Origin of the sequence: Jannaschia helgolandensis (assembly GCF_900109285.1) — a bacterium.
Taxonomy (GTDB): domain Bacteria; phylum Pseudomonadota; class Alphaproteobacteria; order Rhodobacterales; family Rhodobacteraceae; genus Jannaschia; species Jannaschia helgolandensis.
Map to the genome: position 1 here is coordinate 523,521 of NZ_FNZQ01000001.1, position 12,004 is coordinate 535,524.

8 protein-coding genes are annotated in these 12,004 nt (G+C 60.5%); 3 read left to right on the top strand and 5 right to left on the bottom strand.

All coding sequences use genetic code 11. The annotated features are described in order from the left end of the window. Window positions 1-182: 182 nt before the first annotated feature. On the bottom strand, window positions 183-830 hold the full coding sequence (locus BMY38_RS02485) for an alpha-ketoglutarate-dependent dioxygenase AlkB family protein (RefSeq protein WP_281243197.1): 648 nt from the start codon (window positions 828-830) through the stop codon (window positions 183-185). A gap of 163 nt (window positions 831-993) precedes the next feature. Here BMY38_RS02485 and dnaK point away from each other — a divergent pair, with 163 nt between their 5' ends. Together dnaK and dnaJ are read left to right on the top strand one after the other, a co-directional pair. Further along, a complete protein-coding gene (gene dnaK, locus BMY38_RS02490; RefSeq protein WP_092759452.1) occupies window positions 994-2,907 on the top strand; it encodes a molecular chaperone DnaK in 1,914 nt (637 codons plus the stop codon). A 66-nt stretch (window positions 2,908-2,973) separates the two neighbouring features. Continuing rightward, on the top strand, window positions 2,974-4,143 hold the full coding sequence (gene dnaJ / locus BMY38_RS02495) for a molecular chaperone DnaJ (protein WP_092759454.1): 1,170 nt from the start codon (window positions 2,974-2,976) through the stop codon (window positions 4,141-4,143). Window positions 4,144-4,206: 63 nt separating this feature from the next. Here the strand turns inward: dnaJ and BMY38_RS02500 are convergent, their stop codons facing one another. Together BMY38_RS02500 and BMY38_RS02505 are read right to left on the bottom strand one after the other, a co-directional pair. After that, on the bottom strand, window positions 4,207-4,992 hold the full coding sequence (locus BMY38_RS02500; RefSeq protein WP_217638775.1) for an extracellular catalytic domain type 1 short-chain-length polyhydroxyalkanoate depolymerase: 786 nt from the start codon (window positions 4,990-4,992) through the stop codon (window positions 4,207-4,209). A 334-nt stretch (window positions 4,993-5,326) separates the two neighbouring features. Beyond that, window positions 5,327-7,588 carry an NADP-dependent malic enzyme gene (locus tag BMY38_RS02505; protein ID WP_092759456.1) on the bottom strand — a complete coding sequence of 754 codons (2,262 nt, stop codon included), beginning with the start codon at window positions 7,586-7,588 and terminating at the stop codon, window positions 5,327-5,329. An 81-nt stretch (window positions 7,589-7,669) separates the two neighbouring features. On the opposite strand from BMY38_RS02505, the gene mutS reads away from it, so the two are divergent. Further along, entirely contained in the window at window positions 7,670-10,273 is a 2,604-nt protein-coding gene (gene mutS / locus BMY38_RS02510; RefSeq protein WP_245737476.1) for a DNA mismatch repair protein MutS, read from the top strand. Between the two features lies 1 nt (window position 10,274). Here mutS and BMY38_RS02515 read toward each other — a convergent pair whose 3' ends face one another. Both BMY38_RS02515 and hrcA read right to left on the bottom strand, forming a co-directional pair. Then, entirely contained in the window at window positions 10,275-10,841 is a 567-nt protein-coding gene (locus BMY38_RS02515; protein WP_092759458.1) for a nucleotide exchange factor GrpE, read from the bottom strand. A gap of 18 nt (window positions 10,842-10,859) precedes the next feature. Continuing rightward, window positions 10,860-11,924 (bottom strand): heat-inducible transcriptional repressor HrcA, encoded by a 1,065-nt coding sequence (gene hrcA, locus BMY38_RS02520; protein ID WP_092759460.1) that lies wholly within the window; start codon window positions 11,922-11,924, stop codon window positions 10,860-10,862. Window positions 11,925-12,004: the final 80 nt, after the last annotated feature.

Sequence of the window (12,004 nt, forward strand, 5' to 3'; positions counted from 1 at the left end):
GATCCTGTTCGGGGTGCTGGCTGGTTTTCAGGTCAACCCCGTGCAGGCAACGCAGGACGTCTGGCCCGCCTGTTCGACGTGGCGGCAGACGATGTGCTGAACCTGCGAAAAGGGCCGTCCCTTGACGCGATCTTTGGCGAGCAGGTCCTGTCGGGATGCTGCACGCTCGCGCCGTAAGATAGTTATCTCGAAGGCACACTTGTCTCGTCACTCACCACCCGCAGCGTCAGATTGATTCGTCCTGGCGCGTCCAACAAGGTCGATGTTCCCGGCGCAACCCGGTCCACCCCATGATGCAGCAACCGCGCCGCTCCACCGAGAACCAACACATCGCCGGACCGCAGCCAGAGCGATTCGGTCTTGCCGCCGCGTTCGACATTGCCGATGCGAAACAGCGCGTCGTCACCCAGCGAGATCGATACGACCGGCTGGTTGAAATCGCCTTCGTCCCGATCCTGATGCATACCCATCCGCGCATCGGGGCCATACCAGTTGACCAGACAACTTTCCGGCGGGCGTGCACCGGGCACCACAGCATCCCATACCGCGCGCACGCTGTCTGGAATCGGGGGCCATGGCACCCCCGAGGAATGCCGTGCCTCGTACCGATAGCCCCGCCGATCTGTTACCCATCCCAACAAACCGGCCGAGGTCATGCGGACTGATAATGGCTGGCCCCGTCGTGTCACAGGCACCACGAATGGGGCGGCACGGGCAATCGCGCGTACGTCTGCGACCATCGCCGCCTGCGCCACCGCATCCAGAAAGCCATCGAAAACCTGTACGCCCCGAACGTCGCGTCGCGGGTGGCTGTCTGATGTTTCCGTCAAATTCGCCCCCTTCACATCCTTGCGAGCGTAAAACCCCCTCCTTATATACCCCCTGATCCGCGGACGGGCAGTTTCCGACCGCAACGATTTTAACCTGGGATTAGGGCCGGGGCGCCTGAGAGGGCTCCGGTTCGAGCAAATCGCCAAGAGAGGACTATTCGAAATGGCAAAAGTCATCGGTATCGACCTCGGGACCACCAACTCCTGCGTCGCCATCATGGACGGGTCGCAACCCCGTGTGATCGAAAACGCGGAAGGGGCCCGCACTACGCCGTCCATCGTCGGCTATACGGAAAACGAGCGTCTGGTGGGTCAGCCCGCCAAACGTCAGGCCGTCACCAACCCTGAAAATACCATTTTCGGCATCAAGCGTCTGATCGGTCGTCGGTTCGACGATGAGCATCTGAACAAAGACAAGAAGAACCTGCCGTTTAACGTCGTCTCCAGCAATGGTGACGCCTGGGTCGAAGTGCGCGGTGAAAAGTATTCCCCCGCTCAGGTCAGCGCGCTGATCCTTCAGAAGATGAAGGAAACGGCCGAATCGTATCTGGGCGAAGACGTCACGCAGGCCGTCATCACGGTTCCCGCGTATTTCAACGACGCCCAGCGTCAGGCCACCAAGGACGCGGGCAAGATCGCCGGTCTGGAAGTGCTGCGTATCATCAACGAGCCGACGGCGGCCGCGCTGGCCTATGGTCTGGACAAGAAAGAAACGCGCACCATTGCGGTTTATGACCTTGGTGGCGGTACGTTCGACGTAACCATTCTGGAAATCGATGACGGCCTGTTCGAGGTCAAGTCGACCAACGGCGACACCTTCCTGGGTGGCGAAGATTTCGACATGCGGATCGTGAATTACCTCGCAGAGGAGTTCAAGAAAGAGCATGGCACCGACCTGACGCAGGACAAAATGGCCCTTCAGCGCCTGAAAGAGGCGGCGGAGAAGGCCAAGATCGAGTTGTCCTCGGCCAATCAGACCGAGATCAACCAGCCCTTCATCTCGATGGGGTCCAATGGTCAGCCGCTGCACATGGTCATGAAGCTGACCCGTGCCAAGCTGGAATCGTTGGTCAGCGATCTGATCAAGGCGTCGATCAAACCGTGCAAGGATGCGCTCAAAGACGCGGGCCTGTCCACGTCGGATATCGACGAAGTCGTTCTGGTCGGCGGTATGACCCGCATGCCCAAAGTTGTTGAAGAGGTCACCAAGTTCTTCGGGAAAGAGCCGCATAAAGGCGTGAACCCCGATGAAGTCGTGGCTCTGGGTGCCGCCATTCAGGCCGGTGTTTTGCAAGGCGACGTCAAGGATGTGGTCCTGCTGGACGTGACTCCGCTGAGCTTGGGGATCGAGACTCTGGGTGGTGTGTTCACTCGTCTGATCGACCGCAACACGACGATCCCGACCAAGAAATCCCAGGTCTTCTCGACCGCCGAGGATAATCAGAACGCTGTCACAATCCGGGTCTTCCAGGGTGAGCGCGAGATGGCGTCCGACAACAAGATGCTCGGAAACTTCAACCTCGACGATATCCCGCCCGCCCCGCGCGGCCTGCCGCAGATCGAAGTGACTTTCGATATCGATGCCAACGGCATCGTGTCGGTCAGCGCCAAGGACAAGGGCACCGGCCGCGAGCAGCACATTACAATCCAGGCGTCGGGCGGTCTGTCGGATGAAGACATCGAACAGATGGTCAAGGATGCTGAGGCGAATGCCGAAGCAGACAAGGGACGTCGCGAGTTGGTCGAAGCCCGGAACCAGGCCGAAAGCCTGATCCATTCGACCAAGAAGTCCTTGGAAGAGCATGGCGACAAGGTCGATCCGTCCACCGTCGAAGCGATCGAGCTAGCCGTCACTTCGCTGGAAGAGTCGATGGACTCGGAGGATGCCGGCAAGATCAAATCCGGTATCCAGAACGTATCCGAAGCCGCGATGCGTCTGGGCGAGGCGATCTACAAAGCCTCGGCTGCTGCCGAAGAAGGGGATGAAGCCGCACCGGCCGATGGTCCCCGTGACGAGAGCGAGGATGAGATCCTGGATGCCGATTTCGAGGACCTCGATGACGAGAAGCGGGCCTGATCGTCTTATGAATGACAGACAAGGCCGGCCCCAAGCGGGCCGGTCTTTTCGTTGGAGACCTGAGTAATGGCGAAACGTGACTACTACGAGACGCTCGGCGTGTCGAAGGGGGCCGGGCCGGACGAAATCAAAAAGGGGTTCCGGGCCAAGGCCAAGGAACTGCACCCGGACCGCAATTCCGACAACCCGAACGCCGAAGCGCAGTTCAAGGAAGCGAACGAAGCCTACGACGTCCTAAAGGACCCCGAAAAAAAGGCTGCCTATGATCGCTTTGGTCATGCCGCATTTGAGGGCGGCATGGGCGGTGGTGGCCATGGTGGACCGCGTCGCGGACCTGCGGGGGCCCAGCAAGGAGACTTTGCCAGCGCGTTCTCGGACGTGTTCGAAGACCTGTTCGGCGACTTCATGGGTGGCCAGCCCGGTCGCGGTGGTGGTGGTCGGGCGCGTGCGACCCGTGGCTCGGATCTGCGATACAACATGCGGATTTCGTTGGAGGAAGCCTTCGCCGGACAGCAAAAGACAATTACCGTTCCGACCGCCGTGCAGTGTTCCACCTGTAACGGCAAGGGCACCGAAGGCGCATCCGAACCCGCGACCTGTCCGACCTGTTCGGGCATGGGCAAGGTGCGTGCCCAGCAGGGTTTCTTCACTGTCGAGCGCGCCTGCCCGACCTGTTCGGGCGCGGGCCAGATCATCAAGAACCCGTGCAAGGTCTGCGGCGGCGGTGGACGCGTTGAAAAAGAACGGCAGTTGTCGGTGAACATCCCCGCCGGCGTCGAAACCGGCACCCGTATTCGCTTGTCCGGCGAGGGCGAGGCGGGGTTGCGCGGCGGGCCAACCGGCGATCTGTATATCTTCATCGACGTAGCCGATCATCCGATTTTTCAGCGCGACGGTGTGAACCTCTATTGTACGGTCCCGGTCTCGATGACCGCCGCGGCCCTTGGGGGCGAAGTAGAGGTGCCGACCATCGATGGCGGACGCAGCCGGGTTAAAGTGCCAGCCGGGTCACAGACCGGGCGACAGATGCGCCTTCGGAGCAAGGGGATGCCCGCGTTGCGGGGCGGCGGCTCGGGTGACATGATGATAGAACTGGCCATCGAGACGCCGGTCAACCTGACGTCCCGCCAGAAGGAACTGTTGAAGGAGTTTGACAAGATCGACGCCGACAACAATCCGCAGGGCGACAGCTTTTTCCGAAAGGTCAAAGGCTTCTGGGATGGAATGACGCAGTAGCGCCATCGAATTTGATACGGCGAAGGGCACCCTTGGAACAGGGCGCCCTTCTTCTTTGATATTCTAGGTGATCGAAGCTTCGCGGAAGAACCGCACCATCTCCGCCGTTGCATCGGGTCCGGCGGGGTCGGCATAGCTGCCGGAGTGGTGACCGCCCGACCACGCATGACCCAACCCCTCAACCTGCCATAACTCGGTCGCCAGGGTTTGACCGCGTTTGGCTGCGCGCGAGACGGTGACACGGCGCCCGTTCGCAGTGACCTCGCTGCGGTCGGCATCGGTCATATCCGGCGGCAGGAAAGAAGCACCATTGACAGGTGCGACGGTGCTGTCTGCCGTACCATGGAAGACGATGGCGGGAACGGCCAGTGGCAGCACGGCATCGCCCCCGGATCGCATCGCACCGAAAGCCGACATCACGTCCTGCGCAGACCCGACCGGCAAACCGGAGTGGATGCCAACCGAAGCGAAGACTTCGGGATAATGCGCACCCAGAATGGCGGCCATCGCGCCCCCGGCTGACAATCCGGCAACGTGAACCTTGCGGGTTCCACCGATCCGGGCAAGCACGTCGCCGACGACCGACACGATCGCCGCAGCCTCTCCGGCACGACCCTGATGATACGGCTCGAACCAGTTCCAGCAGCCATTGGCGTTCGCAGCGCGCGATTGCTCGGGCCAGATGACGTGCGCACCAATGGCTTCGGCGGCGGCATTCATCCGGGTACCTGCGGCAAAATCTTCGGGTGTCTGGGTGCAGCCGTGCAGCATGACGATCAGTGGCGCGTCGTCGGATGGAGTGGATGGCGAAAAGAGACGGTAAGGAAGCAGTCCTGTTTCGCGGACCATGCCAGTATCGGCTACGGCCCGTCTGGGTCGTACCGCCTTGCCGCGCTTTGGCTTCGGAGACGGGGCACCATCAGGCAGTGCGCGTGACACGGGGGTGACATCCCGCATCGGCATCTCTTCCTGAAACGTTCCGGTCGGGGAACCGCGAAGAAGAGATTGGATCTTGTCCGTAGCGTCCCCGAGACGGCCAGTACGAACTAGGTCCAGTATAGTTTTCATCTCTGCCATCGAAGCCTCCTGACAGGTGTTTGTCTTTGCAGACGTCCCTGCCAAAAAATATGCCGCAATGCAGCATTATCAAGTGCAGGTGCAGCATAATACTTATGAACACCGGTCATCCGCCTACTCGACAGGCAGCCAGCAATGCCATGTTCAGAATATCCGACGAAGTGGAGCCGGTGGATGCGATCTGGACCGGACGGTCAATTCCGGTCAGGATCGGCCCGATGACCGTCGCTCCCGCCATTTCCTGCATCAGCTTGACGGAAATCGACGCCGAATGGCGTGCCGGAACCACCAGGACGTTTGCCGGTCCGGTGAGACGCGAAAATGGATAGTTGGCCGCGACTTCGGCGTTCAGGGCGACATCGACAGTCATTTCGCCCTCAAACTCGAAATCGACCCCACGCGCTTCCAGAACGGCAGGCGCGCGGTTCATTTTTTCTGCGCGCTCGCTAACTGGGTATCCGAAGGTAGAGAAACTGACGAAGGCCACGCGCGGTTCCATCCCAAGCCCACGAGAAACGCGCGCGCCCGCCTCGGCGATCGTGGCGAGGTCTTCAGGCTCGGGCCATTCATGGACAAGCGTATCGCCGATCAGAACGATCCTGCCCCGATGCAGCAGCGCGGTAATGCCAACCGCCTGAGGGTTGTTCTGAATATCGAACACATGATCCAGAAGGCGAATTGCATGCGCCGATTTTCGGGTTGCGCCGGTGACCAGTCCGTCACCATGCTCGTGCGCCAACATCAAAGCCGCAAAGACATGGCGATCCCTGCTGGCCAGACGATGGATATCCTGCGCATCGAAGCCTTGGCGCTGCAGACGTTTATAGAGGTATGTCTTGTATTGATCGAGATGGCGGGTATTGGCCGCATTGATTACCTCCAGCTCGCGAACGGCATCTCCTAGGCCCGCCGTCTCCAGCTTGGCCCGCACATCCTCGTCGCGTCCGACGATCAAAGCCTTGCCATATCCGTTGCGTTGATAGGCGACGGCGGCGCGCAGCACTCGGGGGTCGTCGCCCTCGGCAAAGATCATCCGGGCCTGAGCTTGGCGCGCACGGGCGGAAATACCCTGAACGATAGTCGCTGTCGGGTCCATCCGTGCGGCCAGATCGTGGGTATACCGCTCCATATCGACAATCGGACGCCGTGCGACGCCGGTGTCCATGCCAGCGCGCGCAACGGCGGGCGGGATCACATGGATCAATCGCGGATCGAAGGGCGTGGGGATGATATAGTCTCTGCCAAAGGACAATTTACGCCCATAGGCCATCGCAACCTCATCCGGAACGTCTTCACGGGCCAGGGCTGCCAGCGCCTCCGCGCATGCGATCTTCATCTCATCGTTGATGGCGCGGGCGTGGATGTCCAAGGCACCCCGGAACAGATAGGGAAAGCCCAGTACATTGTTGACCTGGTTGGGGTAATCGCTGCGTCCTGTCGCCACGATGGCGTCGGGGCGGACGGCATGTGCCTCTTCGGGCGTGATCTCGGGGTGGGGGTTCGCCATTGCGAAAATCACAGGGTTTTCCGCCATGTCAGAGACCATTTCAGGTGTAACCGCACCTTTGGCCGAAACGCCCAGAAATACATCTGCGCCTTTCATCGCCTGATCCAGCGTGCGTAAGTCGGTCTTGATCGCATGCGCCGACTTCCACTGGTTCATTCCTTCGGTCCGGCCCTGCCAGATCACACCTTTGGTGTCGCACATTACGCAATTCTCATGTCGCGCACCCATCGTCTTGAGCAGCTCCAGGCAGGCGATTCCTGCCGCACCGGCCCCGTTCAGGACAATCTTGACGTCTTCGATTTTCTTGCCGGAAATGTGCAACGCGTTGATCAACCCGGCGGCGCAGATCACGGCGGTGCCATGCTGATCGTCGTGGAAGACGGGAATATCCATCGCCTCTTTCAGCTGGCTTTCGATCATGAAGCATTCGGGCGCCTTGATGTCCTCGAGGTTGATGCCGCCGAACGACGGGCCCATCAGCTTGACGGCGGCCACGAAGGCGTCGACGTCTTCGGTATCGAGTTCGATATCGATCGAGTTCACATCGGCGAAGCGTTTGAACAGCACCGCCTTGCCTTCCATTACCGGTTTCGACGCCAGCGCGCCCAGATTGCCCAGTCCTAGCACGGCCGTGCCGTTGGAAATCACCGCCACCAGATTACCCTTTGTGGTGTAATCGTAGGCCAAAGCCGGGCTTTTCGCGATTGCTTCACAGGGGACGGCGACGCCGGGGGAATAAGCCAGCGACAGATCGCGTTGCGTCGCCATCGCGGTGGATGCATTGATCTCGATCTTTCCCGGTCTGGGATCAAGATGGTAGGCAAGCGCCTCCTCATCGGTGATTTTTGTGCGCCCGGTCATGATGTTCCTCCCCATGGTTCAGATGGTGTAGCGGAGGTCGGCGCAGGGAGATAGGTTGCCTGGACGACCAAGGGGGCCTTCATGTCAGTCACGCCGATGATGGCGCAATATCTCGCGATCAAGGCAGAAGCGCCCGAGGCGTTACTGTTCTATCGTATGGGCGATTTCTACGAACTTTTCTTCGATGACGCAGTCGCCGCGTCCGCCGCACTCGATATTGCACTGACCAAGCGCGGGCAACATCTGGGGCAGGACATCGCGATGTGCGGCGTACCCGTCCATTCCGCCGAAAATTATCTGATGACACTGATCAGAAAGAGTTTTCGCGTGGCGGTCGCTGAACAGCTCGAATCACCGGAAGACGCCAAAAAGCGTGGGTACAAGTCGATCGTCGCGCGCGGCATCGTGCGGCTTGTCACACCCGGAACGTTAACCGAAGACACACTGCTGGACGCACGGGCCCATAACTACCTTGCCGCGTGGTGCGAAGTGCGGGGTAAAGGGGCGCTGGCCTGGGCCGATATCTCCACGGGCGCGTTCCATGTCGCGGAGTGTCCGCGCGTGCGGTTAGGGCCGGATCTGGCGCGGCTGGGTGTTGCTGAGGTGGTGCTGGGCGAAAACTCGGGCGTCGAAGGCATAGTCGAGGAGCAGGGTGCCGCCGTCACACCGCTGGGGCGCAGCGCATTCGACTCAGGTTCGGCTGAAGGGCGATTGAAAGCCTTGTTTGACGTGGGATCACTGGATGCCTTCGGGACGTTCAGCCGGGCGGAGCTTGGCGCGATGGGTGCGCTCGTCGAATATGTCGAGCTCACGCAGCGCGGCAAACTGCCGTTGATGCGCCCGCCGCGCCGCGAAGCCACGTCCGAATTGATGGCCATTGATGGTGCCACCCGACGCAACCTGGAGTTGACGCGCGGGGCAGGCGGAGGACGAGACGGATCGCTTCTCTGGGCTATCGACCGGACGGTGACTGCGGGCGGCGGGCGTTTGCTGGAACGGCGCCTATCCGCACCTTCAACGGTCGAGGCGGTTATAAAGGCGCGGTTGGATGCGGTGAGCTGGGCGGTCACGAATGACGCCATGGGAAACGATATCCGTAGCCGCTTGCAACATGCGCCAGACATGGATCGCGCCCTGTCGCGACTGTCTCTGGATCGAGGCGGGCCGCGCGATCTGGCGGCCGTTCGCGGTGGTTTGGAGGCCGGGGAAGCGTTGTTTTCCTATTTATCAGAGACTGATTTGCCCCTCGATATTTCGGACATGATTGGGCAGGACGCACTGCTATCCCTGCTGAGTGCCGCGCTGGCCACCGAACCGCCGCTGCTTTTGCGGGACGGTGGCGTAATCGCCCCCGGATATGACGCCGATCTGGACGAAGCCCGGAAGCTGCGCGACGAAGGGCGCGGTGTCATTGCCGCCTTGCAGGCGGAGTATGCCAAAGCGACCGGGATCACCTCGCTCAAGGTCAAACATAATAATGTACTGGGGTATTTCATCGAAGCGACTGCGACGCATGCCGACAAGATGCGCGCCGACGAGCGGTTTATCCATAGACAGACGACGGCCAATCAGGTGCGGTTCACGACCGTCGAATTGTCCGAGTTAGAGACTAAAATTCTGAATGCGGGCGGGCGGGCACAAAGCATAGAGGACCGCATCTTCGCCGAATTGTGTGCGCGTGTTCTAACTGCATCCAACGCGATTTTCGGAGTTGCCCGTACATTGGCCGAACTGGACGTCGCAACCGCTTTGGCCGATCTGGCACGGGGCGAAAGCTGGACACGTCCGAGGGTCGATAGCAGCCGAGCCTTCGATATCGACGCTGGTCGCCACCCTGTGGTGGAACGCGCCCTCAAACGCGATGGCGCACCGTTCGTAGCCAATGACACACGCCTGACCGCCGAGAACGGCGCAGCAATCCGCCTGCTCACCGGACCGAACATGGCAGGCAAGTCGACGTGGCTGCGGCAGAATGCCCTGATCGCAGTGCTGTCCCAGATGGGTAGTTTCGTGCCCGCAGACGCAGCACATATCGGTATCGTCAGCCAATTGTTCAGTCGTGTCGGCGCGTCTGACGATTTGGCGCGGGGGCGCTCCACGTTCATGGTCGAGATGGTCGAAACGGCGGCGATCTTGAATCAGGCCGACGAACGCAGCTTCGTCATTCTGGATGAAATCGGACGCGGAACCGCCACGTATGATGGCCTGTCCATTGCCTGGGCCACCATGGAGCATCTGCACGACGTGAATCGCTGCCGCGCCTTGTTTGCCACGCATTACCACGAGATGACGGCGTTGTCGGGCAAGCTGTCGGGGGTTGAGAATGCCACCGTCGCGGTGCGCGAATGGGACGGCGAAGTGATTTTTCTGCACGAAGTGCGGGACGGGGCCGCGGACCGGTCTTATGGTGTGCAGGTCGCGAAGCTGGCGGGCCTTCCAGAAGCAGTCGTTGCCCGCGCACGCGACGTGTTGCAGGCACTGGAGGAGGGGGAGCGGGCAGGGGGAGCGAATCCCCGTGCGTTGATTGATGATCTGCCGCTCTTTTCCGCGACACCTGCCCCCGCACCCGCACCGAAAGCGAAAAGCGCGGCCGAGGACCGGCTGCGCGATGTACTTCCAGACGAGCTGACGCCGAAAGAGGCGCTCGATCTTCTGTATGAGCTAAAACGACTGGCCGACGGCTGACCTATACCGGGGTGGATGACACTCCGACCTGCGCTGGCCTGAGCAGGCGATCATGTAGCATGAACCCCTCGGCGGCGATCTGAATGATCTCGCCGGCCTTGGTGCCGGGCAGGGGTGCCTCGAACATCGCCTGATGGATTTGCGGGTCGAACTTGTCACCCACTTCGGGAGCAATCAGGGTAACGCCGTGCTTGTTGAACACATTCAATACTTCTTTCAGCGTCAGTTTCACGCCTTCGATCACACCATCCTCCGCTTCTCCGGCGGCATCCAATGCGCGACGCAAATTGTCGTAGATCGGCAGCATGTCCCGTGCCAGACGGGAGGAGCCGTATTGTTCGGCCTCGACCTTGTCGCGGGCGGCACGCTTGCGCACGTTTTCGGCCTCGGCCAGCGCACGCATCAGTCGATCGTGTATTTCGTCCCGTTCTGCAACAATAGCCTCGACCGTGGCGCGACCCGATTTGGGCGCAGCCTCCGGCTCTTCCTCCATTGCGGCATCGAGATCGAACTCCTCTTCCATCATTTCGGGATCGTCGAGGAACGCGTCTTCCTTCGGCTCGGCCATTCTTAAACCTCTTGCGAGTTATCGTTTGGGACCGGACAACATGCGTCCGACCAACTGTGCTGTGTAGTCCACGATCGGAACGATCCGACCGTAATTCAGGCGGGTTGGGCCGATCACGCCGACCGCGCCCACGATTTTGCGATCCGCGTTCATATAGGGTGAAACAACCAGAGATGAACCGGAAAGTGAGAAGAGTTTGTTCTCAGACCCGATGAAAATGCGCACACCTTCGCCATCTTCCGTCAAAGACAGAAATTCAGTGATGTCGCGCTTGCGCTCAAGATCGTCGAACAGGGTACGAATACGTTCCAACTGCTCGTCATCGCCGCCGTGTTCCAGCAGATGCGACCGGCCCCGCACGATCAGGCGTTCCGATCGCTCGCCCTCGTTCTCCCAGGCAGCCAGGCCCTTTTCAATCAGGTCGTGCGCCAACACATCGATTTCACGCCGCCGCTCGTTGACTTCCCGCTGCATCAGGTTTTGCAGATCGGAAATCGTGCGCCCCTCGATCAGGGCGTTCAAAAGATTCGCTGCCTCGCGTATCGAACTGGGCGTCTGCCCGGCGGGCGGCACAAAAATGCGGTTCTCGACGTGTCCATCCGCAAAGACCAGCACAACCAGTGCACGGTCGGGAGCAAGTGAGACGAACTCGATATGCTTGATCGGAGCTTCGCGCTTGGGGGCCAGAACCAGCGATGCGCCTTTGGTGATACCCGACAGCGCGCTTCCAACACGGTCCATCATCGCGGTCACGTCGTCTTCCGAGGTCCCGACACTCGCTTCGATCCGGTCGCGGTCGTCATCACCCAGATGCGCCTCCAACAGGCCATCGACGAACATTCGAAGACCCGCCTGGGTAGGAATGCGACCGGCGCTGATGTGCGGGGCCTGCAACAGACCCAGAATTTCCAGATCCTGCATGACATTGCGGATCGTGGCGGCAGAAACCTGCTCGCTCATCGCACGGGTCAGGGTGCGGCTGCCAACCGGGTCGCCGGTGCCCAGATAGCCCTCGACGACGCGGCGGAATACTTCGCGTGATCGGTCGTTCATTTCAGACAGGGTCTGGGCGTTGGAATTCATGACGCTTTCTTTGAAGGGGCGTCCGGGATGTATGCAACCCCAGGCCCAGGGTCAATCGCAGGGTTGCACCTGTTCCGAGG

Excerpts from the sequence above, each read along its gene's own strand:
- dnaK (WP_092759452.1), top strand. The coding sequence starts at position 994 with ATGGCAAAAGTCATCGGTATCGACCTCGGGACCACCAACTCCTGCGTC.
- mutS (WP_245737476.1), top strand. The coding sequence starts at position 7,670 with ATGTCAGTCACGCCGATGATGGCGCAATATCTCGCGATCAAGGCAGAA.
- BMY38_RS02515 (WP_092759458.1), bottom strand. The coding sequence starts at position 10,841 with ATGGCCGAGCCGAAGGAAGACGCGTTCCTCGACGATCCCGAAATGATG.
- BMY38_RS02505 (WP_092759456.1), bottom strand. The coding sequence starts at position 7,588 with ATGACCGGGCGCACAAAAATCACCGATGAGGAGGCGCTTGCCTACCAT.
- hrcA (WP_092759460.1), bottom strand. The coding sequence starts at position 11,924 with ATGAATTCCAACGCCCAGACCCTGTCTGAAATGAACGACCGATCACGC.
- dnaJ (WP_092759454.1), top strand. The coding sequence starts at position 2,974 with ATGGCGAAACGTGACTACTACGAGACGCTCGGCGTGTCGAAGGGGGCC.
- BMY38_RS02500 (WP_217638775.1), bottom strand. The coding sequence starts at position 4,992 with ATGGTCCGCGAAACAGGACTGCTTCCTTACCGTCTCTTTTCGCCATCC.